General features: G+C 46.1%; 23 protein-coding genes. 3 read left to right on the top strand and 20 right to left on the bottom strand.

Annotation, left to right across the window (positions count from 1 at the left end):
* Nucleotides 1–151: 151 nt before the first annotated feature.
* The 17 genes from CVD19_RS24685 to CVD19_RS10110 all read right to left on the bottom strand — a co-directional run bounded on the left by CVD19_RS24685 (nt 152) and on the right by CVD19_RS10110 (nt 19,629).
* Nucleotides 152–298: a hypothetical protein gene (locus CVD19_RS24685; protein ID WP_180953578.1), complete on the bottom strand. Its 147-nt coding sequence runs from the start codon at nt 296–298 to the stop codon at nt 152–154.
* Between the two features lie 465 nt (nt 299–763).
* Nucleotides 764–1,918: a thiolase family protein gene (locus tag CVD19_RS10185; RefSeq protein WP_101581754.1), complete on the bottom strand. Its 1,155-nt coding sequence runs from the start codon at nt 1,916–1,918 to the stop codon at nt 764–766.
* 54 nt (nt 1,919–1,972) lie between these two features.
* Nucleotides 1,973–3,109 (bottom strand): acyl-CoA dehydrogenase family protein, encoded by a 1,137-nt coding sequence (locus CVD19_RS10180; RefSeq protein WP_101581753.1) that lies wholly within the window; start codon nt 3,107–3,109, stop codon nt 1,973–1,975.
* Between the two features lie 53 nt (nt 3,110–3,162).
* Nucleotides 3,163–4,686 (bottom strand): acyl-CoA synthetase, encoded by a 1,524-nt coding sequence (locus tag CVD19_RS10175; protein ID WP_101581752.1) that lies wholly within the window; start codon nt 4,684–4,686, stop codon nt 3,163–3,165.
* 457 nt (nt 4,687–5,143) lie between these two features.
* A complete protein-coding gene (locus CVD19_RS10170; RefSeq protein WP_142383516.1) occupies nt 5,144–5,509 on the bottom strand; it encodes a hypothetical protein in 366 nt (121 codons plus the stop codon).
* Between the two features lie 26 nt (nt 5,510–5,535).
* Nucleotides 5,536–5,907, bottom strand: coding sequence for a hypothetical protein (locus CVD19_RS10165; RefSeq protein ID WP_101581750.1), 372 nt, complete (start codon nt 5,905–5,907; stop codon nt 5,536–5,538).
* A 74-nt stretch (nt 5,908–5,981) separates the two neighbouring features.
* Nucleotides 5,982–6,443: a sigma-70 family RNA polymerase sigma factor gene (locus CVD19_RS10160; RefSeq protein WP_101581749.1), complete on the bottom strand. Its 462-nt coding sequence runs from the start codon at nt 6,441–6,443 to the stop codon at nt 5,982–5,984.
* Nucleotides 6,444–8,092: 1,649 nt separating this feature from the next.
* Nucleotides 8,093–8,320, bottom strand: a complete 228-nt coding sequence (locus CVD19_RS10155) for a hypothetical protein (protein ID WP_101581748.1) — start codon at nt 8,318–8,320, stop codon at nt 8,093–8,095.
* A 526-nt stretch (nt 8,321–8,846) separates the two neighbouring features.
* On the bottom strand, nt 8,847–9,374 hold the full coding sequence (locus CVD19_RS10150) for a hypothetical protein (RefSeq protein ID WP_101581747.1): 528 nt from the start codon (nt 9,372–9,374) through the stop codon (nt 8,847–8,849).
* Between the two features lie 314 nt (nt 9,375–9,688).
* Complete coding sequence (locus CVD19_RS10145) at nt 9,689–11,746, bottom strand: sigma-54-dependent Fis family transcriptional regulator (protein ID WP_101581746.1); 2,058 nt, start codon at nt 11,744–11,746, stop codon at nt 9,689–9,691.
* 130 nt (nt 11,747–11,876) lie between these two features.
* A complete protein-coding gene (gene nikC / locus CVD19_RS10140) occupies nt 11,877–12,773 on the bottom strand; it encodes a nickel transporter permease (RefSeq protein WP_101581745.1) in 897 nt (298 codons plus the stop codon).
* Between the two features lie 14 nt (nt 12,774–12,787).
* A complete protein-coding gene (locus CVD19_RS10135) occupies nt 12,788–13,795 on the bottom strand; it encodes an ABC transporter permease (protein WP_101581762.1) in 1,008 nt (335 codons plus the stop codon).
* Between the two features lie 89 nt (nt 13,796–13,884).
* Nucleotides 13,885–15,495: an ABC transporter substrate-binding protein gene (locus tag CVD19_RS10130; RefSeq protein WP_101581744.1), complete on the bottom strand. Its 1,611-nt coding sequence runs from the start codon at nt 15,493–15,495 to the stop codon at nt 13,885–13,887.
* 57 nt (nt 15,496–15,552) lie between these two features.
* Nucleotides 15,553–16,521, bottom strand: coding sequence for an ABC transporter ATP-binding protein (locus CVD19_RS10125; RefSeq protein WP_101581743.1), 969 nt, complete (start codon nt 16,519–16,521; stop codon nt 15,553–15,555).
* A complete protein-coding gene (locus CVD19_RS10120) occupies nt 16,502–17,515 on the bottom strand; it encodes an ABC transporter ATP-binding protein (RefSeq protein WP_101581742.1) in 1,014 nt (337 codons plus the stop codon). Before CVD19_RS10120 ends, CVD19_RS10125 begins: the two co-directional genes overlap by 20 nt.
* A 251-nt stretch (nt 17,516–17,766) precedes the next feature.
* Nucleotides 17,767–18,534, bottom strand: coding sequence for a 3-hydroxyacyl-CoA dehydrogenase (locus tag CVD19_RS10115; RefSeq protein ID WP_101581741.1), 768 nt, complete (start codon nt 18,532–18,534; stop codon nt 17,767–17,769).
* Nucleotides 18,535–18,711: 177 nt separating this feature from the next.
* Entirely contained in the window at nt 18,712–19,629 is a 918-nt protein-coding gene (locus tag CVD19_RS10110; protein WP_101581740.1) for a DMT family transporter, read from the bottom strand.
* 184 nt (nt 19,630–19,813) lie between these two features.
* On the opposite strand from CVD19_RS10110, the gene CVD19_RS10105 reads away from it, so the two are divergent.
* Entirely contained in the window at nt 19,814–20,176 is a 363-nt protein-coding gene (locus CVD19_RS10105) for a DUF948 domain-containing protein (protein WP_101581739.1), read from the top strand.
* Between the two features lie 251 nt (nt 20,177–20,427).
* On the opposite strand, the gene CVD19_RS10100 is transcribed toward CVD19_RS10105, so the two are convergent.
* The 3 genes from CVD19_RS10100 to CVD19_RS10085 form a co-directional block, all read right to left on the bottom strand.
* The gene (locus CVD19_RS10100) at nt 20,428–21,618 is read right to left on the bottom strand and encodes a M14 family metallopeptidase (protein ID WP_101581738.1); all 1,191 of its coding nucleotides are present in this window, start codon (nt 21,616–21,618) and stop codon (nt 20,428–20,430) included.
* A gap of 475 nt (nt 21,619–22,093) precedes the next feature.
* Nucleotides 22,094–22,516 (bottom strand): hypothetical protein, encoded by a 423-nt coding sequence (locus CVD19_RS10090; RefSeq protein ID WP_101581737.1) that lies wholly within the window; start codon nt 22,514–22,516, stop codon nt 22,094–22,096.
* A complete protein-coding gene (locus CVD19_RS10085) occupies nt 22,452–22,712 on the bottom strand; it encodes a transporter suffix domain-containing protein (RefSeq protein WP_101581736.1) in 261 nt (86 codons plus the stop codon). Before CVD19_RS10085 ends, CVD19_RS10090 begins: the two co-directional genes overlap by 65 nt.
* 193 nt (nt 22,713–22,905) lie before the next feature.
* Here CVD19_RS10085 and CVD19_RS10080 point away from each other — a divergent pair, with 193 nt between their 5' ends.
* Both CVD19_RS10080 and CVD19_RS10075 read left to right on the top strand, forming a co-directional pair.
* The gene (locus CVD19_RS10080; RefSeq protein WP_101581735.1) at nt 22,906–24,981 is read left to right on the top strand and encodes a carbon starvation CstA family protein; all 2,076 of its coding nucleotides are present in this window, start codon (nt 22,906–22,908) and stop codon (nt 24,979–24,981) included.
* Complete coding sequence (locus tag CVD19_RS10075) at nt 24,974–25,177, top strand: YbdD/YjiX family protein (RefSeq protein WP_101581734.1); 204 nt, start codon at nt 24,974–24,976, stop codon at nt 25,175–25,177. The genes CVD19_RS10080 and CVD19_RS10075 overlap by 8 nt, the downstream gene beginning before the upstream one ends.
* Nucleotides 25,178–25,545: the final 368 nt, after the last annotated feature.

Genomic DNA, 25,545 nt, shown 5'->3' with positions numbered 1-25,545 from the left:
GCCGTTATGATGGACAGTTTCCCGGCCCACCGGCTCATTTTTGTCCTTCATAGCCGTTATGATAGACAGTTTCCCAGCCCAGAGGCGCATTTTTGTCTTTCACAGCCGTTATGATAGACAGTTTCCTAGCCCACCAGCTCATTTTTGTCCTTCATAGCCGTTTTGATGGACAGTTTCCCAGCCCACCGGCTCGTTTTTGTCCTTCATAGCCGTTATGATAGACAGTTTCCCAGCCCACCGGCTCGTTTTTGTCCTTCATAGCCGTTATGATGGACAGTTTCCCGGCCCACCGGCTCATTTTTGTCCTTCATAGCCCTTATGATGGACAGTTTCCCAGCCCACAGGCTCGTTTTTGTCCTTCATAGCCGTTATGATAGACAGTTTCCCAGCCCACCGGCGCGTTTTTGTCCTTCATAGCCTTTATGATAGACAGTTTCCCGGCCCACAGGCTCATTTTTGTCTTTCATAGCCGTTATGATGGACAGTTTCCTGGCCCACCAGCTCGTTTTTGTCTTTCATAGCCGTTATGATAGACAGTTTCCTAGCCCACCGGCTCGTTTTTGTCCTTCATAGCCGTTATGATGGACAGTTTCCCGAGACCCTGGCTCGGTTCTGTCTTTCATGGCATTTACGAGCGACATAAATCCAACTCACTGACTCGTTTTTGTCCTTCATATTCTTTAGGAAGGACTTTTCCTGCCAACCAACTGAATTTTGTCCTTTAGCCTAAGTGATTCTATATAAGACATCGTTATTTATTGATTCAATCCAGCCTCTCAATGATCGTGGCGTTGGCCATTCCATGGCCTTCGCACATCGTTTGCAGGCCATATCTTCCTCCAGTACGTTCTAGCTCATGCATCATCGTCACCATCAGCCGCGCCCCGCTCGCTCCAAGCGGGTGGCCCAGTGCAATGGCTCCCCCGTTCGGATTCAGCTTTGCCGGGTCTGCCCCGGTATCCTTCAGCCAGGCAAGGGGCACAGGCGCAAATGCCTCGTTCACTTCAAACACATCGATATCATCAATGGATAAACCCGCTTTCTTCAATGCTTTTTCAGTGGCAGGAATCGGACCGGTCAGCATCATCGTTGGATCTGAACCAACTACGACACGGGTAAGCACACGGAAGCGGGGCTTCAGTCCAAGCTCTTCGGCCTTTTCGCGCGACATCAACAGGAGAGCCCCCGCCCCGTCGCTGATCTGGCTGGAATTACCTGCATGGATGACCCCATCCTGTTTAAAAACAGTTTTCAAGCCGCCCAGCACTTCAAAATTAGTCCCTTTTCTTGGGCCGGAGTCATCCTTCATGATGACCGTTTCTCCGTTTTCATCCGTTACCTCAAGCGGCATGATTTCCCTGTCAAAGTATCCTTCCGCCTGGGCATTAAGGGCACGCCGGTGGCTTTCAACAGAAAATTCGTCCAGCTCCTGCCGGGTAAAGCCGTATTTTTCAGCAATCCGCTCAGCAGACATTCCTTGGTGCAGCACCTCATACCTGTCGATCAGTTTCGAGCTGTATGGGATTGCCCCTTGATAGTTGGATCCCATCGGCACACGTGACATGCTTTCAACGCCACCAGCGATGACAATATCCACGTCTCCTGACAAAATCGCCTGGGACGCAAAATGGACAGCCTGCTGGCTTGAGCCACACTGGCGATCGATCGTTGTTCCCGGCACTTCGATCGGGAAGCCAGCGATCAGCGCAGCAACCCTTGCAATATCGCCAGCCTGTTCACCTGATTGGGTGACACATCCGAGAATCACATCCTCAACCAATCCCGCATCAATGCCAGCCCGTTTGACAAGCTCCTTCAGCACTTCACCCGCAAGGTCGTCAGGACGGATGTCCTTCAATAAACCGTTTCTTCTTCCCACCGGAGTTCGTACACCTTCAACAATTACTACTTCACGCATCTTCATCTTCCTTTCTTTATCGCTGTGATTCTTTTTGTCCCTGAGTGCCCTCTCTTACAATCCAAGATTTTTAGCAATAATCGTCTTCATGATTTCGTTCGTCCCGGCGTAAATGCTGGCAACCGGTATGTCCCTGTATCTTCTCGCAATCTCGTATTCTTCCATATAGCCATAGCCGCCATGCAGCTGCATGCATTCAGCCGCTATGTTTTTCGCCATTTCGGTCAGCTTCCATTTGGCCATTGACACCTTCGTCACGATATCCTGCCCCGCTATATGACAGTCAATCAAACTATCGAGAAATGCCCGGCCCATCTCAATGTCGGTCGCCATTTCTGCAATTTTGAACTGGGTGTTCTGGAATTTGCTTACGGGCTTCCCGAATGCTTCGCGGCTCTTCACATAATCCATTGTCAGCTTCAGCATCACCTCTGCAGCAACCTGTGCGGCAATCGCCACGACCAGACGCTCCTGTTGCAGTTTTTCCATTAAATAGAGGAACCCTTTGCCTTCCTCGCCAAGTAGGTTTTCTCTTGGCACACGGCAATCTTCAAAAATTAATTCAGCCGTATCCTGGCAATGCAGCCCAACTTTGTCCAGTTTTCTGCCCCTCGTAAAACCAGGGGTGTCCCGTTCAACCACAAGCAGGCTCACCCCTTTATGTTTGGGGTTGGCTTTCGGGTCGGTTTTACAGGCGACAACAATAAGGTCAGACTGGACTCCGTTTGTAATAAATGTTTTCTGGCCGTTCACTATATAGTGGTCACCATCAGGGATGGCAGTAGTCTGGATATTCGCGAGGTCTGACCCCGTCCCTGGCTCGGTCATGGCGATTGCCGTGATCAGTTCGCCTGTTGCGCATTTCGGCAGCCAGCGCTGTTTCTGTTCTTTTGTCCCATATGAATTGATATATGGCACGACGATATCGTTATGGAGGCCGATGCCGACAAGCCCGGAACCGACCCTTTCCAATTCTTCATTAATCACGACTGAAAATCCCCAGTCGACCCCGCTGCCGCCATATTCCTCATCTAGGTCAGGGCAAAGATAGCCCTGCTCGCCCATTTTCGTCCAAAAGGAACGGGGGATCATCCTGTCCTCTTCCCACTGTCCGTAAAATGGATATGCCTCTTTTTCTAAAAACTTTCTCAGAGATTTCCGAAAGATTTGGTGTTCCTCTTTTAAATACATTTTTGTCTCCCCTCAAATAATACGTCCGTTTGCAAGCGCTTACTATAATGCCCTTACGCCTTGACCCCCTTGAGTTTCTGGCGGAGCTGATATTTTAATATTTTCCCTGATGCATTCCTTGGCAGCTGTTCCTCAATAAATATTTTTCTCGGAACCTTGTAGCCGGCAAGCTTTTTCCGGCAAAAACTCCGTATTTCCTGCTCATCTATCTCCGCTCCCTGCTTCGGGACAATGACTGCGCAGACCGCTTCACCCCAAACCTCATCGGGCAGTCCTATAATCGCAGCTTCGAGCACGCCAGGATGCTCATACAGAACCTCTTCCACTTCAATCGAGTACACGTTTTCCCCGCCGGATATGATCATATCCTTTTTCCTGTCGACAAGCGTGATGTAGCCTTCCTCATCAATCGTTGCCAGGTCGCCTGTGTAGAGCCAGCCGTCCTTCAACGTTTTGCTTGTTTCCTCAGGCTTCTTGTAATACTCCTTCATGATGGATTCGCCGCGGAGGATAAATTCGCCGACTGCCCCTGGCTTAATATCGGCTCCCTCTTCGTTTACCACCCTTGCTTCGGTCAGGAATGCAGCCTTCCCGCCTTTGCCGAGATGGTTCTTATGTCCTTCCGGGTCAAGCAGGATCCCGCCCGGTCCCCCTTCGGTCAGGCCGCAAAGATTGTAAAATTGGTCAGTTTTAAATAGCTGTATGCTTTTTTTGACCAGTTCCGGGGGCATAGGCGCCGCTCCGTATCCGCACCTTTTTATGGAAGAAAGGTCGTAATCGGTCGAATTCGGAACCTGGAGCATAAAGTTGTACATTGCAGGCACTCCAAAGAAATGGGTAATCTTGTGTTCCTGGATCGCTTCCAGTGTTTTTACCGGATGGAAATCACGATGGATAATATGGGTAGCCCCCAGGACAACCCCTGATATTAAAAACAGGTTCAGCTGGGCGGAATGGAAAAGCGGTGCAATGTGAAGGAACCGTTCCCGCTGGGTGATTCCCATGCTGATCATCATCGTTAAGCCCACGTTAAACACCCGTTTATGGTCGAACAGCGCCCCCTTCGGCTTGCCTGTCGTCCCGGACGTGTACAGGATTTCGAGGTCATCCAGATCAGTAACCTCGACAGAAGGATGATCAACATTGTCCCGTAACAGCTCGCGGTAGGAATGATGGCCAAGCACCTGGGGACTTCCGATCACAACGACATTGCGGACTCTTGTTCCTTCCCTGGCAGCGGCAATCGTTTTTTCGAATTCTGCGTCACAAACAGTGAGGGTTGTATCCGACTGCATTAGAATGTAATGGACCTCTGAAGCGGTCAAGCGAAAATTCACGGGAACAACCACAGCACCGATCCTGGCGGCGGCAAAAAAAGAAATGACAAAGCGGTCGGAATTTTTCATCATCAGGGCGATCTTGTTGCCTTTTCGAATCCCCATTCCAATAAGGCCGTGGGCAAGTCTGTTTACTTCTTCATCCAGTTCTTTGTAGGTATACTTTCTCCCCTCACATTCAATGGCCAGCTTCCCGGGCGTTTTCCGGGCATTCTGCGCTAAATATGCAGTGACTTCCATTTCCGCTCCCCCTCATAATATTTCTTTGCTCCCTTTTATTAATGCAATAATTATGCCAATATTCAAACAACTGTTTTGCGATTTTTTCCCGACGCTGTGTATTTAGAAGGAACACACCTATAAAAAAGATGTCCAGTAAATGGACACCTTTTTATAAGTTGTATTGTTATTAATCCCTCATCCACTTCTATAAGGAATTTTGCATATGTTTGAATATTGCTAGGATTCAAGGTTCAGGTAAAGAAAATGGTGATGATGGCAATTTAACACTATCATTTTAACCCTGACAAAATAAATTAAAATACCATCACACTACACAAAAAAATGGGCAATAGATGAAAATTGGATGACCAGTGTTTTGAGAATTAAATTGGCTGTACATTAGGGTTAGACCACAAAAATACTAAAACTACTTACATAAGTGTGTACAGAAGTTGTTGGCCGTTGTGTGGAAACCTTAATAAATCTCTAATCCTGTAATCAGTAACTTGCCATTGATGTATTCAAATGTAATATATCGAGTAAATCGAGACTCCTCATTTTTAACATATTGTCTGACCTCGTATTTTTGTTGATTGATTTTAGTGACATCATGAGGTAACTCTTCGTCATAGATACCAACATCAGGCTGAGAAACAATGTAAAGCCCATCCTGCGTTTCCCTTAAGAAAGGTTGGCTATACTGTTCAATAGCTTGCATTGTTGTTAAATCGGTAAAATGTTGATAAAATTCCTGCTTTGTTTTCATATCTTTGTATTTACAATTTGAATCATAAAGGTCGGGCTCAAATAGCGATTTAAACTTCTTATTGAATTCAATCATGATCCCTGTGAAATTAGGGAGTGCAGTCATTCCAGGTGAAGTCGTAATACCATCGTTGGGATTCTCAACAATGGTCTCTTTAGTTTCCTTAATGCAGCCTTCGGGTTCTTCATCTCCCTTTTTTTCATATACGGAGTCATCAGCATCATGTGAAGATGTCGTTTGACCGTCAGTTGCTGGGGGTTCGTTGGTGGTTGGAGTGCCGTTGGAGCCTGTCTCCGGGACAATGACATTTTATACAATCCGCCAAAAAACAAGATAATCAATGCGGCGCTGATCAGAGTTGGCGGTATTATCCTGCTAAAATGGGTCGTCCTCTTTCTTTTTTCAATCGTCCTCAATACATTTTGCTGCAATTCAACGGTAAATTCCCAGTCAGCCAATTCTCCCTTTAGCACCCGGGTCTGCCCTCAGTTGGTCTTCCATTTTCAGCACTCCTTTCCACTATAGATTCCTTTAAAAGCTTCTTCGCTCATGAGATTCGGGACTTTACTGTATTCATATTAACTCCGCACACAATGCTAATTTCGCTCATTGTCAGCTCATGGAAATATGCGAGCACAATGACTTCTTTGTACTTGACTGGAAGTCTTAAAATGTCATCAAACAGTTCGTTTCTTTCAACCTTTTGAAAAAAATTGTTCTCCGCACCATTTTGCTGGCCCTTTTTCATTGTAGAAATATAGTCACTTACATACACTTTGCGGTAATGCCAACTCTTCACGTAATCTTTGCAGTGGTTGACGGCAACCCTGTACAGCCAGGTCTGGATTGCAGAATCCCCCTTAAACGTACCTAGCTTTTCATAGCATTTAATGAAAATCTCCTGGGACAAATCCTCCGCTGTCTGCCGATTCCGGACAAACGAATAAGCAAGATGGAGAATGGAGGTCCCATAACGCTCCATCAACTCCGATATTGTATCGTGATCCAATACACAATCCCCCTGGTCATAAACTATTTCAAACTTAGACGAATCCCGAAAACAAACGGTTGATTTGCCGAAAAAAAATCCACAAAGGTAACTACTTAGTTTGCATTTGATCAGTAATGACTTTCACCTGATTGACCGATGATAAGTTGACACGTTTATTTCCATTATATTGCATTGTTATGTGTTTTTGTTAAGACAGACGAAAGACACGCTAGAGCAAACTTTAAAGAAAAACCTTTGACCGCTGTTCGCGGTCTTTTTTTCATCCTTTTTAGCGTAAAGTGTTAGCCTTCGAACCATTGAAACAATTTATTTTAATAACCCAGGAGAACAGATAAAAGACGAATAGTGAAAGTAGCGCCTATCGTACCTGTCTTAAGAAAATTAAAATGATATTCAAAAAACCTAGCAAGAAAACAGTAAAACGAAGGCTATAACTAATATAAAAAACGGTAATAATATGTGCTAACTTCCCCTTTGCCATTCGACTACTCCCAACATATTTTTAAAATTCTTCCTTGAAACCGTTAAATCATGGTTGCTAATTCTAATTAGTAAAACACACGTTGAACTCGTGTTCCATTCATTTAATTCCAAATTCATTACAACAATACAGAACCATACATTCCTAAAAGAAGGTGGTTTTGAATGAACTGTCTTCTGTTTTAAAAAAGTTTCATCGTCGATAAACATAAAAACGAGTACTAAATTACTCACAATGCAAAAAAATTACTTTTCGTGTTGAATGTAATTTACCAGAATTATATTATATAGTTACCACTTGTACGGAAGGGTGGAGTATGAAAAAATATTTTGGTATTTTCGCGATAGTGTCTCAGATTCTTACGTTTTATGGCTTATTTCATGACTACAGAATTATGCTTCTTGGCTTTGTGACATCTATATTTTTTATTTGGAAATCTCCAAAGAGCAGAGCGAAATCCGTAGCATTGGAATCCTGCTACTGGCATTTCTTGGCTTACTGTGTCTTTTATATCTAGCAATCATTTACGCAGTATCATGGGATGATTCAAACATAGTGAACTAGGCCCTACATTACTGATGTGTTGGTCGATTCGTTCTGTTGTAAAATGGAATTTTTTCCTTCGCAAAAGGATATTTGCAACCCGTCGGGAAGATTGCTATCAATTAGTTCAGGATAGGCATTTTCTATTGCCTTCCTATTCGTTTCTGTATCCGTTCTTGCATAAGCTCCTTTCGTTCGGTCCTTCTCAATCGAGAGATTGATACTATGACTTCTGCTGACTTCTCTTAATACAGCTGCTTATCGCTAAGCAGGTTCCTGTCTTAGGGGATTAAGAGATCTCCCAGGGTAAGTTCATCCACTTTCCCCTCACATACCCGCCACATTTATTACGCCTCCATCTGGGGATATTTTGGACTTCGTCTTGTTTTGCAAACTCGTCCTCAAGGCGTAACCTCAAATGTGATTCGTGTACCGCGGGCCAAGGGTTTGCCTAGGGCTTCCTTCAGATTCCGCGTAACCACGGACACCCTTGCCTTCGACTAATGGTTCGCATATCCCAACGTCCATAGCGGACTTTCACCGCCAAGTTGATGAACATGCCTGGCACACAAAAATACCATACTTCCCATATGGGAGTATGGTATCTTCTTGGTTAATTTACTTAATGACTAACAAGTTCCATTATTTTGTCAGTAAATGCGTCAGCGATAGCAATTCCTTCTTCCTCGGAATAATCAGGAGCAGCCATTCCCACTGTGTGTAAAGCTGTTCTCATTGAATAGAGGTCTGGCCGAACCGATATCATTATATCCCTGGCCGCCTGCCTCATCGCATCTTCACTACTACCGAATTTTGCATTAAAAATTCTGTTCGGAGTCCAAATTGGCACTATTTATAACCTTGAATTGTTCTGTTATCAAGGGTTCATGCTGAAGGTTCCCATGCATATGCCGTTGAGTTCTATTCTCCAAATGGCTGGAAATTAGGTTATGTTAATCCATACCCTCCTGAGTCATTCTTAAGACCAGCATATCATTCAAATTACGCACATTCTTGGCCTGCTAGTAGAGGATATAAGTTCAAAGTTCTGCACAGACAATCAAGAATCTTTTCTGACAAGAACGTAATTGCTGCTGTTCAACCAGGTAGATATATCTTAACCGATGGAACTTCAACAGGTGGAACCGAATTTCCGTTTCGTGTAAAAATTTTGGGATACTATCGTCCTGATAGTCCTAACATTTATCGCTCAGCAGGAAGTATGGGTTGGTGCGATACAGACCTTGAGATCGGTAAAACAATGTACAATACTGTAACCATTGACGGTCTTTGGGTTTAAGGACATAAGGCACCCTACGGGGTGTCTTTATTACATATTTTTTTGGAAATTCTAATTTATTACCAGGCGGATAGGTCTAGAAAGGCTCATATGGACCCTCGCCCTTATCCATTTCCATTCGAATAGTATTCAAAGTCTCTCCAAACTTGTTGGCAAGTTCTTGATAGTTTTCGGGTTTTGCGTACATGAGTACGCCTATGTTTTCCAATTCATCAAACAGGTCTTCCAATCCTGCTAATTCAATTTCATTTTTGAAATGAATAGCATACCTTAAAGTTGTGGTTACCATATGCAACTCAGCTTCTTGTTCGTCAGCCCACACTGAACGCAATTCACTGTCTTTCGACCAATTAGAATGAATGGAGCTTACGTATCCTTCGAACGAACCGAATTCGGAATATGCAGCAGCAATTTCTTTAGATTCTTCGGATTCTTCATATTCTTCAAGTTTGGTAGCTTTACTCTGAGGAATTTCCCGTTCGATAATTTCATAAGGTTCCTGCCGCTTCTCAGGTTCTGAAACCTTTTCTTCTGTCTTGGTCAGCAATACAGCCGCTGCAAAACCCAATGCAACCAAGCTTGCTAAGGCGATTTTCTTATGCATAGCGGGACCTCCAATTTTATTATTCAATCTAAGGTTAACAAACTAAAACCACATATCAAGGGAAAGAACGGAAAAACGGGAGTAAATACCCATAAAGATTCCTAGGTAGATTTTCCCGCTATAGGTACTGTTAATCCCGGTAAGGACAACGAAAGCCATCCTGACAGGACGGCTCAAACTTTTTGTTTGATTGCTTAATTTTGTGTCTCTAAACAAAGGACAAAGGACACAAACAAATCAAAAGCTAAACCCAGAGCGACTATAGTTTTATTTACATTTAAACTTTTACGCAATATTAATAAAGGAAATGTGGATTAAATTGTTATGTGGTACTTCTTAATTTTTTCATAAAGCCCCGACCTGCTGATGCCGAGCATCCGGGCGGCTTTGGCTTTATTTCCATGGGTTTGGGCGAGGGCTTTCTTTATCGCTGTCAGTTCAGCGTTTTCAAAGACGCTCACTTTTTGTTCCTGCCCCGTATCCTCAAAGGAAATCTGGCTTAGCAAGTAATCAGGCAGGTCTTCCACCTGAATTTTGCCATGCTCCGCAAATGTCATCGCCCTCTCCAGCACGTTTCGGAGTTCGCGGATATTCCCGGGCCATTCATATATTAGCAAGGCATCCCTGGCCCGGCTTTCGATCCCGGTAATGCTTGTACCGAGCACAGTGTTTAACTCTTTCATTAATTGATCGATTAAATAATCGGTATCGCTGATTCGATCCCTCAACGGCGGGATATTCAGGGAAATCACATTGAGCCGGTAATATAAATCCTCCCGGAATTCTCCTTCCCTGACCATTTCCTCAAGGTCCCGGTTCGTCGCGGCAATGATCCTTACGTCCACTTGCACCCGGACAGTTCCTCCTACCCGGTAAAATTCCCGCTCCTGCAGAACCCGCAGTAGCTTCGCCTGCAGGGATACTGACATATCCCCTATTTCATCAAGAAAAAGGGTGCCGCCGTTGGCGAGGTCAAATTTGCCGATTTTTCCGCGCTGTTTAGCACCGGTAAAGGCCCCTTCCTCGTACCCAAAAAACTCAGACTCAAGCAGGTCTTCAGGGATAGCGGCGCAATTCACGACCACAAACTTCCCATTGCTTCTTGCGCTGCTGTTGTGGATGGCATGGGCAAACAGCTCCTTCCCAGTACCGCTTTCACCGCGGATCAGAACCGTCGATCTGCCCTTAGCGGCCCTGGCCGCACTTTTTTTCAATTTTTCCATATAAGGGTCAGAAGTGAGAATGTGATCCCAGTTATAGCGTGCCGATTCTGACTTCTGCAGCTGCCTGTGGTAAAAGCTTGCTTTATTTTCTGCCTGCTGAAGCTTTTTAAATAAATCATTAACCTGATTAAGCTGGCGGAACATCACCTTTCCGATGGCGCCAATCACTTTTCCGTCTTCAATGATTGGGATCCGGTGGACAATATATTTGATCCCGTTTATCTCTTTAAAATCGCTGATGTCTGCTGTTTCAGTCCGGTACACGCTGTCAAGCTTCAGCTGCGGCAGAACCTTATCCACCTGCTGGTCGAGGACATCCTCTTTTTCAAGTCCGAATAATTGCAATAAAGGCGGACTCACCATTTTGACCCTCCGGTATTCATCAGACATGAGTATGCCGTCATAGGCGTGGTCAAGCGCCGTTTCGAGGGTTTTTTTCAATTTTTTTACTGTCTGAAGCTCCTGGGCCATTTTTTCTATCTCGGAAATGTCCTGAAACAGCGCAATATGGCCTGTGTTATAGGTCGTCAGGTGAAGGATGGCTTTATGGTTCGCAAAGTTGATTGGAGTTATCGAATTATTGTTTTTCACCATCTGGCCAAGCTGTGGAAAAGCTGTATCCAGTTTCTGTTTGATAAGATCATTTATGTTTTGCCCGGATATTTCAGCAAGACGATTGTTAGCATAAATGATTCTCAAATTTTCATCAGTCATGAGTACGCCAAGGTTCGATTGTTCAAGAATCGTTTCGAGCTGTTCTTTCAGGCTGTTGGACGACTGAAGCAGAGCCATGACCATGTCGGTTTTCGTGAGGAGCCCAATCACTTGGCCGGAATTATCCAAAACGACACCGGTACCTACCTTGCTTGTCCTGACAAGCTCTTCTATTGTTTCATACGGGGTATCGACTGTTATCGCTTTCACTTCAGTCTTTATATATGCCTTGATCGGCGTGGTTAACGTTTTTTCATCCATTACCATCCGGTACAGCCCGCTCCTGGTGAAAATCCCCTTGAGCATTCCTGCCTCATCCGTGACCGGAAGGAGATTCCACTTCTTCAGCTTCATGAGCCCGGCCGCCTCACGAAGAGTCGCCTCAGCAGTCACCTTGCAGTTGACCGGTGTGACAATGTCCCTGAACTCGATCACTCCACCATCCCCCCTTTTGGTTCGTATGTTTTAATACCATTTTAACTGAAATGGCGGGATATTTTTAGTGATTTGCGAATTTTTGGATATATCCCAAGAAAAAAGGGAGACTCACGCCAGAGCCCCCCATTTATTGCTTCATTTTTGGATCAAGGACATCCCGGAGTCCATCTCCCATCAGGTTGAAACCCAACACGGTGAGCATGATTGCAAGGCCGGGAAAGAACAGGGTCCATGGTGCCTGGACAAGGTAGTTCTTGGAGTCTGCCAGCATCTTCCCCCATTCAGGTGTCGGGGCCTGGGCTCCCAGCCCCAGGAAACCCAAAGCTGCCGCCTCAATGATTGCCGTTGCAATTGCAAGTGTCGCCTGGACGATGATGGGTGTGATGCTGTTCGGCATAATATGGCGGAATAGTATGCGTGAGTCTTTCATTCCGACAGCGCGGGCCGCCATGATATATTCCTCTTGCTTTACACTGAGAACCTTCGAACGGACAAGCCTCCCGAAGTTCGGGATATTGATGACCGCGATTGCAATCAATGCATTTTGCAAAGACGGACCGAGAATTGCGACTACTGCGATTGCCAGTAAAATGCTTGGAAAGGCTAGCATTATATCAAAAAAGCGGGAGATGATTGTATCGAGCCACCGTCCATAGTATCCGGCAACGATTCCCAGGAAGGTTCCGACAATAGCCGATCCTAACACCGAAAAAAATCCGACCCACAACGAGATCCTGGCTCCATAAACGATTCGGGAGAAAATATCACGGCCAAAGTCGTCCGTTCCAAACCAGTGATCATTTGACGGGGCGAGCAGCCTTTTTGTAAGGTCCTGCTCCCTGAAGGTGTACGGGGCAATAACAGGAGCAACAATTGCCACAATGATAAAAAAGATCACGATTGCCAACCCGATGAGGGCCAGCCGGTTCCTGCAAAATGCCTGCCAGGCCTCTTTCCAGGGGGATACCGGCTCTTCTGGTGCTGCCGCAGTCATATCTGCTGTATTTTTAGCTAGTTCAGCCATGGTTGATTTCCCTCCTATTTACTGTATTTAATCCTTGGGTCGACCAGGGCATACAGCAGGTCAACAATTAGGTTGATCAATACAAAGATTGCAGCAATTATTAAAATTCCCGACTGGATGACCGGGTAGTCACGGAAGCTGATTGCATCATATACGTATCTTCCCAGTCCAGGCCATCCAAAAATGGTTTCTGTGAGAATCGCACCGCCCAGCAAAAGTCCGGTTTGCAGCCCAATAATTGTAAGGACAGGAATGATTGCATTTTTTAATGAATGCTTGTACACCACCCAGAACATCCGGAGCCCTTTAGCACGTGCAGTACGGATATAATCCGATTTCATGACCTCCAGCATCGTCGATCTTGTCATTCTGGCGATAATCGCCATCGGGATGGTCGCCAGGGCAACACTTGGCATGATCAGGTGTTTGATGACTGTAATGAATTGATCAGGCCTTCCCTGCAGCAAAGTGTCAATCAAATAAATATTCGTTATTGCCGTCACAGGATCCCGGACGTCCTCCCGCCCGGTGGTAGGCAGCCAGCCGAGTTCAATTGAAAAAGCCCATTGCTCCATCAGGCCGAGCCAGAAGATCGGCATTGAAACTCCGATAAGTGCCAGGACCATTGCCACATAATCAAACCAGGAATTTGAAAACCAGGCGCTGATAATCCCGGCATTCACCCCGACAATGACAGCGATCAGCATCGCTACCGCTGTCAATTCAGCAGTCGCGGCAAGATATTGCCAGATTTCATCATTGATTTCTGCGTTCGTTCGTAAAGATGTCCCTAAATCTCCCTGGAACAATGCTTTTAGATAATCAACATACTGTATGTACCATGGCCTGTCCAATCCAAGCTCACGGGTGAACGTTTCAATCGCTTCCTTCGTTGCCCGCTGCCCAAGTATGACCTGCGCAGGGTCGCCGGGGATGGCGTGGATTATGGCGAACACGACCAGTGTCATCCCAAACAGGACGGGCACGAGCGACAGGATGCGGCGGACGGTATATGTAAACAAGATTTCCCACCCTCTTTTCAGCAAAATAACATCAAGAAAAATCCTTTTCACCAACAAAAGGGGAGTCGAAGCTCCCCTTCCGGCAGTGATTATTTAAATTCCACTTTTGTAAGCGCTTCTGAGCCAGTTGGATGCGGCTTATAGTTTGCCACGTCCTTTGATGCCGCAAGCAACGGTGTCGAATGGACAAGAGGAACCCACGGAGCATCGTCATGAATGATCACCTGGGCTTGCTTGTAAAGCTCGTTCCGCTTAGCCTGGTCGGTTTCTGTTTGTGCCTGTATCAAGATGTCATGCAGCTGATCGTTGCTATAGTAGGAGTAGTTGTTGCTTCCAATGCTGTCTTTGTCCAGCAGTGTGTACAAGAAGTTGTCAGGGTCTCCATTGTCACCTGTCCAGCCCAGCATGTATGCATCGAATTCTCCTTTTTTCGCTTTTTCCAAATATGTGGTCCAGTCAACCGATTGGATGTTCGCTTTCACACCGATCTTGTTGAAGCTTTCCTGTATGACCTCGGCAACCTTCATTCCTTCAGGCATATAAGGGCGCGGTACAGGCATGGCCCACAAATCGAATTCGAAACCTTTCTCAAAGCCTGCTTCTTTCAACAGTTCCTTAGCTTTATCAAGGTCATACGGGTACGGATCAATTTCGTCATTGTAGCCTTCAATGGAAGATGGCATCGGGTTCACCGCTGCCTCTGCCTGGCCGCCATAGAACGAGTCAATAATTGCCTTTTTATCGATCGCGTGGCTTAACGCCTGGCGGACTAGCTTGTTATCAAATGGCGGCCGGTTCACTGTAAAGCCTAAATAGCCTACGTTGTTGGGAGGACGTTTCAGCACCTGTAGCTTGTCGTTCCCTTTGACGGTCGCCTCATCGGAGTTGTTCAGTCCGTCCATGACATCAATTTCGCCATTTGCCAGGGCGTTCAGGCGGGATGTATTTTCCGGAATGACACGGAAAATAAGTTTATTCAGCTTCGGATACCCTTTTTGCCAGTATTCCGGATTCTTTTCAAGGACAATCCGGTCATTTGCCTTCCACTCCACAAATTTGAACGGGCCTGTACCTACCGGATTCTCCCTGAACTTATCCCCGAATTTCTCCACAGCTGCCGGGCTGGCAATGGCAAACGCCGACATAGCGATGTTCTTGAGGAACGGAGCCTGCGGACGTGTCAGGGCGAATTGGACAGTATGGTCATCGACTGCTTTAATTTCTTTGATGACATGCCCTTCATCCCCCTTATAGCCGCCAAACATGCTGTAATAAGGAAACTGCTTGTCATCTCCATTCATCCAGCGCTCAAAGTTGAATACAACGGCAGCCGCATTGAAATCGGTACCGTCATGGAACTTCACACCCTTGCGAAGATTGAATGTGTATGTCAGTCCATCCGTACTGGCTTCCCATTTTTCAGCGAGTCCAGGATGTAAAGTGGTGTCCTGTTCACCATATTGAAGAAGTGTTTCCATGATGTTTTCGGTAATCTTGAACGTTTCCCCTTCTGTCGTTGTGATTGGGTCTAGTGATGCGGAATCACCGCCCCGCCCATAGACGAGCGTATCTTTTTTCGGTCCGTTGTCTTTTGGTGCTTCGCCTTCGCCTGACGACTGGTCTGAGCTGCCGCTGCAGCCGACAAGGAACAGGCTTATTGCCAGGATCGAAACGAACAGCAATTTAAACGTTTTGTTCATATCGTTTTTTACCCCCTATTTTTTCTGGTTCAAATTTTTATCATAAACGCCTGCTGCTCACTCGTCATACAAGTGGCATGCGACGTAATGACCATCAACGGCACGGTTCTGTGGCCGCGTTGTTTTGCAAATGTCCATGCAAAAAGCACATCTTGTATGGAAGGCACATCCTGACGGCGGATCTGCAGGGCTTGGAAGCTCTCCCTGGATTAAAATCGTCTCCCTCTTAATATCAGGATCTGGTATCGGCACAGCGGAAAGAAGTGCCTTTGTGTATGGATGTTTTGGATCCTCGTAAAGCCGCTCACTGTCCGCCAGCTCTATGAGCCGGCCTAAATACATGACACCAACGCGGTCGCTTATATGCCTGACAACCCCTAAATCATGCGCGATAAATATGTAAGTCAGCCCGAATTCTTTCTGGATGTCTTTCATCAGGTTCAACACCTGGGCCTGGATGGACACATCGAGTGCCGACACCGGCTCATCCGCAATGATGAGCTTCGGTTTTGTCATCAAAGCCTTTGCGATTCCAATCCTCTGGCGCTGCCCGCCGCTGAACTGGTGGGGATATCTCCTGGCATGGTAGCTCGATAGGCCCACAACCTCGAGCATCTCATTCACCCGCTTCTTGCGCTCCGCTTTCGTGCCGATTCCGTGTACAATCAGAGGCTCTTCGAGAATTTCTTCGACTGAATGCCTGGGGTTTAATGACGCATAAGGGTCCTGGAACACCATTTGGATATCCCTGCGGGTTTTTCTTAATTCAGACTTAGACATGCTGGTAATCTCTTTATCTCCAAAAACGATCTTGCCGTCGCTCGCTTCAATGAGCCGCATCAGGAGCCGTCCGGTTGTCGATTTGCCGCAGCCGCTTTCCCCGACGATTCCCAAAGTCTCACCCTTTTTCACGTAGAAGGAAACATCATCGACCGCTTTGACCTCTCCTTTTTTGCTGCCAAAAAGGCCTCCAGTGATCGGGAAGTATTTTTTCAGCCCGGAAACCTCAAGAAGTAACTCTGACATGGCCGTCACTCCTCTCTTCCACTGTATGTAAGAAACACCGCACTTCATGTCCCTCTTTTTCTGTTTTATATAATTCAGGTGCTGCCTCTAGGCAGCGCCCAAAGACTTCAGAACATCGGGGAGCGAACCGGCAGCCGTTCTGGATGGTTCCAGGTGCAGGGACAGTCCCAGGAATGCTGTACAGCCTTTCCTTCTTTCCCCTCAGATCCGGTATTGATTTCAGCAATCCTTTTGTATATGGATGCTTTGGTTCTTTTAAAATGGTACGCACGTCGCCCTGTTCGACTATTTGGCCGGAGTACATGACGATTACCCGCTCGCAGATTTCCGCCACGACACCTAAATCATGGGTGATCAGGATGATGGAAGTCCCTGTTTTTTTATTTAAGTCCTTCATTAAAGCAAGGATTTGGGCCTGGATCGTGACATCGAGCGCTGTGGTCGGCTCGTCCGCAATCAGCACTTTCGGATTGCATGCCATGGCCATCGCGATCATGACCCTCTGCCTCATGCCGCCTGAGAGCTGGTGGGGAAATTCCTTAAGGATTCCTTCCGACCGGGGGATCCCGACCAGTTTGAGCAATTCGATACTCCGGATCCTCACCTCTGCCTTTGACAGATCCGTATGCAGCCGGATTGCTTCAGCAAGCTGGTTTCCAATCGTAAAGAGCGGATTCAATGATGTCATGGGCTCCTGGAAAATCATCGAGATTTGGTTCCCGCGAATCTTCCGCCACTGCTTCTCCGACAGACTTGTCAAATCTTTTCCGTCAAAAAGAATCTCACCGTGTTCAACTTTCCCGGGGGGTGAGGGAATCAACCCCATCGCAGTTAAGGAGGTCACGCTTTTGCCACTTCCTGATTCCCCCACGATCCCTAATATTTCGCCTTCCTTTAACCCAAAACTAATACCGTCGACGGCGGGTATGTATTTTTTTCCCGAAATAAAAGAAACTTTTAAATCGTTTATTTGTAAAATGTGTTCTTTACCCATTTGACCACCTGCCTGATAAGTCTATTGAAATCATTATATTATGAATTATTAAAATACAACAAATATTATGATTATTATTGCATAATAGATTTTTCTTTAATGTCGAAATCTGTCTGGTACATGAAATTTTTTTGGCTCAAATGCAAACAGGAGACCGTTTTGGCCTCCTGCATGTGATTTACTATTTTGGCAACAAGCGCATTAAGTGCCTGTTTCCTTCCAAAAGAAGTTACACCATAATTGATCTATCATCACCGCGGCTGCATCCTGATTGCCCCATCAAGACGGATGATCTCACCATTCAGCATAGGGTTTTCAATGATGCTTTGCACCAGTTTGGCGTACTCCTCCGGATATCCAAGTCGGGACGGGAACGGTACCATTTTGCCAAGAGACACTTTTGCTTCTTCAGGCAGGGTATCAAACATAGGGGTATGGAATAAGCCCGGGGCAATCGTCATAACCCGGATCCCGTAAGCGGCTAGTTCCCTTGCAATCGGAAGCGTCATACCTACCACTCCTCCTTTTGAGGCGCTGTACGCTGCCTGCCCGATTTGCCCTTCGAAGGCGGCAACCGATGCCGTGTTAATGATGACACCCCTCTCGCCCTGCTCATTCTCATCGTTTTGCATCATTTGTTCTGCCGCCAACCGGATCACATTAAACGTGCCAATGAGGTTCACTGAAATGACTTTCGAGAACAGTCCCAGGTCGTGTACACCTTTTTTCCCTAAAAGCTTCCCGGCCACTCCGATCCCGGCGCAGTTCACAACAGTGTTAATGCTGCCGAATTCCTCTACAGCCTGGTTGATTGCTGCTGTTACCTTTTCCTCATCGGTTACATCTGTGGATGCAAAAATCACGCTCTCTCCTAATTCCTTTCTTAATGCCAGACCCCTCTCGCCTGAAAGGTCCAGCACCGCAACTTTGCCGCCTTTTGCAACGATACTGCGGGCCGTCGCTTCCCCAAGCCCTGAAGCACCGCCAGTCACTACTGCCCTGCATTCTTGTAAATCCATCATATAGCCCTCCTAAAAAAAGTCTCTTCTTGGTAAGAGCAAGATTCATGCCAAATGGACAGATTAGGATATTGATGATGTTTCGGCATAACCGTGTCCTTCAAGTGGACAGGTTATGAAAAAAATGACCGGATAATGAACAGTCGTATTTCTGAAAGCAGTTTTTTCGGTCCCTTTTTAGGCAGCCTTTGTCGAGGGCCTTTTTTTGAGCATCAGTTCTTCAAGTGCTCCTGATCCGAAAATAACCCCGGTTATAATGAACAGAAGGCCAAATAGATGAAAGGCTGTAATTTTTTCTCCTAAAAAAACAGCTGCTCCGATCAGTGAGAAAAAAGTGTTCAGATTTAGGAAAATCGAGGTTTCCGCGGGTCCAGCTTTTCCAATTGCATAGTTATAGATCATCTGCCCAAAGGCGGTCGCCAGGATTGATGACGCAAAAAAAGCAACCCATAAAAGTACAGAATCATTTGCCAGACTCTTGATTCCATAAGGCTCTGTCAAAAGAGAAGCTGCAAATAGGGCGGCAGACCCAATCAAAAGCATGTAGCCGGTCAAAAGGCGCGGTTCCAGGGTTTTTGCTGCTTTGGAAATAATGATGAAGCTTGCAGCCTGCGAGAGGATCGAAATAAAAACAAACAGATCCCCTGTATTTATCCCGGTCACTCTGCTTCCCCCTGCGAGAACCGTCAGCGACACACCAATTCCGCCGAAAATAAATCCGAGGGCTCGAATGATGGTCAGTCTTTTGCCAAGAAATAAGATCGCCATTGATGCAGTAAGCAGCGGGCCCAATCCCAAGATAAGACCTCCGTTCACGGCGGATGTTTTCAATAGGCCGATTGCCAAAAAATAATGATGGCCGGCTATATTCAATAAACCCCCGGACAAAATATAAAAAGTTTCCTTCAAGTTAGGTTTTCGGACACTTTTCAATCCTGCCAATATGATAAAAACAACAATTCCCGCCACAAAAATCCGAAGAGATGTAATCATTACCGGGCTAAAATGCTCGACGAGAAGCTTAATGACAGCAACATTCAGCCCCCAGAACATCATCGCAACCGTAAGAATCAAGTATATGCGCAGGTTATTCAAGCAGTTCCCTTCCTTCCCGTACGAAAGCCAGTGGCCTTTATGATAATCGTAGTGTAATTCCAATTTAAATAGTAGTAAAATCGGCAGCTGAAATTTTTTGGAATAATCAGGAATGGAATTGTTGTTAGTTTTTTTAGCATCATGGGTAGATTATCAAAAACAGCATGTAAAAGGAGGCACAACCATGATCATCGTCTATCTAAGCCTTGCATTGATTGCGGCTTCCATCGGTTATTTAGGCTATTATGCGTTTAAGACATTGAAAGCAGCCAAACCAGCGATGGACAGCCTGTCGGAAACGGCCGCACGCGTCCAGGCAAAAACGGCCACCCTCAAGGTGGAAACAGACAAGCTCACCGAAAACCAGCAGCAGCTTATGTCCGACATCGAACAGAAAAAACAAGCGTTTACCCAGACAATCGATAAGGTGAAGCAAACACCGAAAGTGATTAAACAGGCCATCAAGGCTACGCCGGTATCGCTCCTGGAGCGAAAGTACAGGTTTAGGCAATGGAAATTGCTCAATAAAAAAAGACAGCTCAGTTAGTGAAAAAAGGAGAAAAGCGTGGGCTTTTCTCCTTTTTTCTCCTATAATGCGGACTTGACTCCATGGCGGGCCAATCCCCTGATGAAATGGAAAAAGTATCCATCATGCGGTAATGAAGGACAAAATACACCCGGGTTACTGTGAGAACTGTCCTTCATGGCGGTGATGAAGGAGAAAATCCTCCGTGGATACGGGGAAATTGTCCTTCATATTATTAAACATGGAGGCCCTTGAATGGCGTTTCACACCCATTACATGTATAGCGCCGCCAGGAAAATCCCGAGTGCTTCTTGGTAAATTTTATCAAATTGGGATATTGGGAGCGGATTGATCCCGCGCCCCAGTTCAATTGTAAAACCGGGTCTGCGCCATTCCTGGATAAACCAATCCTTGCATCCGGCATAGCTTTCGATTGTTTTGACCGGCTCATACCCGCTGACCCTGCCAAACTCCGTCACGATCGTTTGTGATTCCGGCGGCTCCAGGTTATCGAAGCCCCAATAAATCACCTCTCCCTGGGTATGGAAAGCAAGCACCATGGCAAAATCGCGCATGCTTATCAGCTGGGCTACAGCGATCGCTTCTGGCTCGGTCAGCGGCTTTTCGCCGGTATAATCCCGTGGTCCCGGTTGTTTCGGGTTCCTTTCCCGCTCTTTCTCCCATTTTGCAGGGAACTGGTCATTCAAATCCACACCTTTGATATTCGCTTTCCAGCGAGTGAAGTCCTTGCTGCCCCCGTTCAATTCAACAACTCTCGTGTGCCAGGGCTCTTCTTCAGGCGGGCCGTTCAAGACAAGATTGACTCCGTCCGGATTGACCATCGGGACAATTGACAATGTTGTTTGTTTGTAATAGGGGTACATTGGCAGACCCCGTATCCATGTGTTGTTCGTAAGCGCCAGCAGGTAATCATTTAAATAGGTCATGATCACGACCGTTGTGATCCACTCGTTTCCATGAAACGAACCGTTGAAATGCACCCTTTTCCGGCCATTTCCTATTATGACCTCCGGTAATTCCCTTTCCTGAACTGAGCGGCCTATGGGAAGTACAGTGAGGAATGGATATACCTTCTTGAGCCACCTCAGGTCGCTCATCATTTTGTCATAATCATATAATTGCCTCGCTTGAACGATGCTCCAAGTAACACGCACTGGCACCGTCATTATCTGGCCAACCCTCAGCTCATGTGAACTCAAGCCAGGATTAACAAGAAACAAGCCGTCGAGTTCTACATTATTGCTGCGGGCAATATGCCATATAGAATCACCCGGCCTTATTTTATAATCAACAGCAACAAAGCCTGGAATCTTCACCTTCTGGCCGATTTGGAGCTGGGTGGCTTGAACCTCCCGGTTTGAATCTATAATGAGCTGAAGTGTTATTTTAAACAACCGGCTGTAATCCCAGAAAGAATCACCTTGTCTTACAACCACGTCCATGGCCGCCACCTCCTATTTCCGCAAAATCGGCACCATTAAAATGTATGTGGATGCAGTTTGGAATATTAGTCGGTTCCGGCAAATATTGGAGAATTTTTTAGCCTCCAGTAAAAAAACAGCACCCCTTTATTTGAGGGTTGCACGAAGTCATTACAATTTCTCTTTCTGTCTACATAGTCGTCATGCCTGCTTTTATGAACATAAGTGTTATTGTCCGTTGAAAATATTACCCCGGCTGATGTTAGCGCGCCTATCAGTAAAAACCCAACCGCAAAGCCAAACTTATAATAATCCAATACAATACTGATGATCACGGTCAACAATAGAAACAACAAGCCATAAAAATGAAATTTCTCAACAGGCTGACTCCCATTTTCATCTTTGTATGTATAACAAATCTGAAGTTTCAAGTATTTGGTTTACACTTTAATAGCCCAAAAAAATGCCCCCTTGAAAAGGAAGACATTCTTATTCATCAAACCAATTGTTGCAGCTTGTCCAGGTTTCCTGATTCTACCCTGTCTAAGACAGCATCGATTATACGATTGATTTCAGGGTTTTCCTGGTTAAGGATGGATGCTAACCGGGCGATTCTTATTTGCTTAACTCTTTCACCCTGCAGCTTTTGTAGCTTTTCTCTATACGGTTCCACATCCTCTTTCCCTTCTTCAATCATTTTGTTTAAAAGGATCATTTGGATGTCTATTTTTGAGACCGGGTTTATATTTCTGGTAAAATTCTTTTCATCTACCAGCAACCCCTCATCAATTCCAAAATATTGGCTTAAAATTGACAGGCGTTCCTTCGGAATAGGCCTGCGCTTCTTATGCCTATCATTTTTTGAACCATCGAGCCGGATTAAAATATTTCCTGTACTTTTTGACAGCTTCTTTTCCAAGGATAAATCCGCCGACCCAAAAGGATACTTCCCCCATTACCGCTAGCACTCCGGATAGTACCAGCTTCGTTTTTGCAGCAAACGGCAAAAGGGCTGCCGCTGGAATCAACAAATAGAAAATGAAAGAAGCAACAATCAGTCCGATCGCAAGGTAGCGCATCTTTTTACTTACTGTTTTTCCTGAACCCTGATCCATGTTTACCCCCCCGGTTATGCATGACGGGTTAATAACCGCGCCTTGCTTTATTCTCACTATTGATTTTATATCTTCTTCTGTTACTTGTAAAAATCACTTCTAAACGCTATGTTTTTCTCGGGAATAATATTTATACAAAAATTCAGAATTATAAAATATAATAATAATATACCAAAGAAAGGTGGGATAATAATTGAAAGCTTTAAAATCCATTATCATCTGGGGCCTTGTTTCTGCACTCGGTGCTCTCGGGTTCGCAGTGATGGCCCTCAACAGCGGGGAAAGCATCAACGCAATCTGGCTGTTGACTGCTGCCGTCTGTGTTTACGCGGTCTCCTACAGATTTTATAGCAGGTTTATGGCAAAAAAAGTTTTTGAACTTGATGACACACGCAAAACCCCTTCGGAAATCAACAATGACGGCAAGGACTATGTGCCAACAAACAAATGGGTATTGTTCGGGCACCACTTCGCCGCAATCGCTGGCGCCGGCCCTCTTGTCGGCCCGATTCTCGCTGCCCAGATGGGGTATTTGCCGGGAACGCTCTGGATTGTAGTCGGCGTGGTATTGGCCGGGGCTGTCCAGGATTTCATCATTTTATTCGGTTCAATGCGCCGCAACGGAAAATCGCTTGGGGAAATGATTAAGGAAGAAATGGGCCGTGTTACTGGCCTGATTGCCATGATTGGCATTTTAGGAATCATGATTATTTTATTGGCAGTTTTAGCGTTGGTTGTTGTAAAAGCGCTTACAGGAAGCCCATGGGGAATGTTCACAATTGCTGCGACAATCCCGATTGCTATTTTCATGGGAATTTACATGCGTTACATACGTCCCGGCCGGGTGGGCGAAGCGTCCGCAATCGGTGTTGTGCTGCTGCTTTTATCAATTTATTTGGGCCAGTATGTTGCGGAGAACCCTTCTCTAGCAGAAATGTTCACTTTTAAAGGTGAAGCGATTGCGATCATGATGATCATTTATGGATTCGTTGCTTCTGTATTGCCTGTATGGCTGCTGCTTGCACCACGGGACTACTTGAGCACGTTCCTTAAAGTCGGGACCATTGTTGGACTCGCACTCGGAATTATTATTGTGGCACCTGATTTGAATATGCCAGGCGTAACCCAGTTCGTTGACGGTACAGGCCCGGTATTTTCAGGAAATATGTTCCCGTTCTTATTCATCACGATTGCCTGTGGCGCCGTCTCAGGTTTCCATTCGTTGATTTCTTCTGGTACAACACCGAAAATGATCGAGCGGGAATCACATGCAAGGCCGATCGGCTATGGTGCCATGCTGACAGAATCTTTCGTTGCTGTGATGGCGATGATTGCAGCGTGCGTGCTTACGCCTGGAATTTATTTTGCGATCAACAGCCCGCCAGCTGTCATCGGCACCGATGCCGTACAGGCTGCCCAGACTGTTTCCAGTTGGGGCTTTACTATTACACCTGATGATATTACAGGGCTTGCCGATGATGTCGGTGAAGAAACCGTCCTCTCCCGTACAGGCGGCGCGCCGACGCTCGCAATTGGCATGGCGGTCATTTTCTCGGAAGTGATCGGGGGAAAAGCTTTGATGGCGTTCTGGTACCACTTCGCCATCCTGTTTGAGGCACTGTTCATTTTAACGACAATAGATGCCGGAACACGGGTCGGCCGCTTTATGATCCAGGATATTCTCGGAACCGTGTACAAGCCTTTCGCCCGTACTGACAAGCTCGTTCCGAATATTATCGCGACTACGTTATGTGTTCTTTTCTGGGGGTACTTCCTGTACCAGGGTGTAATCGACCCGCTTGGCGGAATTAACACATTATGGCCGCTGTTCGGGATTGCAAACCAGATGCTTGCCGGTATTGCGCTCCTGCTTGGAACGACGATCCTGTTTAAAATGGGCAAAAAAGCTTATGTATGGGTCACGCTTGTCCCTACGACATGGATATTGATCGTAACAATGACTGCCGGCTGGCAAAAGCTTTTCCATGAAAGCCCTAAAGTCAGTTTCCTGTCACATGCCAAGGTATTTAAAGAAGCGCTTGACGAAGGCAAAGTACTCGCACCCGCTGCCAATGAAGCGCAGATGAGACAAGTGTTAATAAACGATTATGTAGATGCTGCATTGTGTGCTGCTTTCATGCTCGTCGTGATAACCGTTTTTATCTCTGCTCTCCGCATCTGGGCCAAGGTTCTCACCAACCAGAAGCTGGATCTGCATGAATCGCCATATGTACCGCGTGACGAGGGAGACATCAAACATTATGCTTAAGAGATTACAGGAAATCCTGAAATACCGGAAGCAGTTCATCAGCCTGCTCGTCGGTGTGCCAAGCTATGAAAAGTACGTCGAGCATATGCAGGCCCATCATCCCGGAACCGCAATCAAATCAAGAAAAGAATTTTTCTGTGAAGCTCAGGAAGCCCGCTATAATGCGAAAGGCGGAAAAGTTTCGAGGTGCTGTTAAGAAAAGCGCAAGCGCCCTGTTCAGTGGCGTATGGCCTGGCCGACTAAGTACGCCACTTCCTCCTAAAAGCTCGCTTTCAGTCGTGCGATGTATCGCTGCCGAAGGTTTCTTTATCCTGTGGCAACGTCGGCACTAGGACATCCTGTCCGTCGGAGCGCTCCAACTAAGATTAAGGAAACACGAAGAGCCGGGGGCGATTCGATGCTGACTTATCGTAGGGCGGAGAGCGAAGGCGTCTCGCCGCTAAGGCGCTGGAGCTGGACAATTCTCAAAGTCCTTGAAATTATCCTGATTTATAAGGAAAAGCCCGCGGCCATTTGGCTCCGGGCTTTTCTGCTGATTTACAGCCGGATTGATAGTAGAATTGA

The organism is Bacillus sp. T33-2, from assembly GCF_002860205.1.
Lineage (GTDB): Bacteria > Bacillota > Bacilli > Bacillales > Cytobacillaceae > T33-2.
The sequence above is the reverse complement of the archived record's forward strand: the minus strand, read 5'-3'. Positions and strand labels throughout refer to the sequence as shown.

Coding starts and splice junctions, on each gene's coding strand:
- CVD19_RS10180 (WP_101581753.1), bottom strand. CDS start 3,109: ATGTATTTAAAAGAGGAACACCAAATCTTTCGGAAATCTCTGAGAAAG.
- CVD19_RS10120 (WP_101581742.1), bottom strand. CDS start 17,515: ATGGGTAAAGAACACATTTTACAAATAAACGATTTAAAAGTTTCTTTT.
- CVD19_RS10150 (WP_101581747.1), bottom strand. CDS start 9,374: ATGCATAAGAAAATCGCCTTAGCAAGCTTGGTTGCATTGGGTTTTGCA.
- CVD19_RS10100 (WP_101581738.1), bottom strand. CDS start 21,618: ATGGACGTGGTTGTAAGACAAGGTGATTCTTTCTGGGATTACAGCCGG.
- CVD19_RS10185 (WP_101581754.1), bottom strand. CDS start 1,918: ATGCGTGAAGTAGTAATTGTTGAAGGTGTACGAACTCCGGTGGGAAGA.
- CVD19_RS10115 (WP_101581741.1), bottom strand. CDS start 18,534: ATGGATTTACAAGAATGCAGGGCAGTAGTGACTGGCGGTGCTTCAGGG.
- CVD19_RS10175 (WP_101581752.1), bottom strand. CDS start 4,686: ATGGAAGTCACTGCATATTTAGCGCAGAATGCCCGGAAAACGCCCGGG.
- CVD19_RS24685 (WP_180953578.1), bottom strand. CDS start 298: ATGAGCCGGTGGGCCGGGAAACTGTCCATCATAACGGCTATGAAGGAC.
- CVD19_RS10130 (WP_101581744.1), bottom strand. CDS start 15,495: ATGAACAAAACGTTTAAATTGCTGTTCGTTTCGATCCTGGCAATAAGC.
- CVD19_RS10075 (WP_101581734.1), top strand. CDS start 24,974: ATGCTTAAGAGATTACAGGAAATCCTGAAATACCGGAAGCAGTTCATC.
- nikC (WP_101581745.1), bottom strand. CDS start 12,773: ATGGCTGAACTAGCTAAAAATACAGCAGATATGACTGCGGCAGCACCA.
- CVD19_RS10125 (WP_101581743.1), bottom strand. CDS start 16,521: ATGTCAGAGTTACTTCTTGAGGTTTCCGGGCTGAAAAAATACTTCCCG.
- CVD19_RS10105 (WP_101581739.1), top strand. CDS start 19,814: ATGATCATCGTCTATCTAAGCCTTGCATTGATTGCGGCTTCCATCGGT.
- CVD19_RS10170 (WP_142383516.1), bottom strand. CDS start 5,509: ATGATTGAATTCAATAAGAAGTTTAAATCGCTATTTGAGCCCGACCTT.
- CVD19_RS10085 (WP_101581736.1), bottom strand. CDS start 22,712: ATGGATCAGGGTTCAGGAAAAACAGTAAGTAAAAAGATGCGCTACCTT.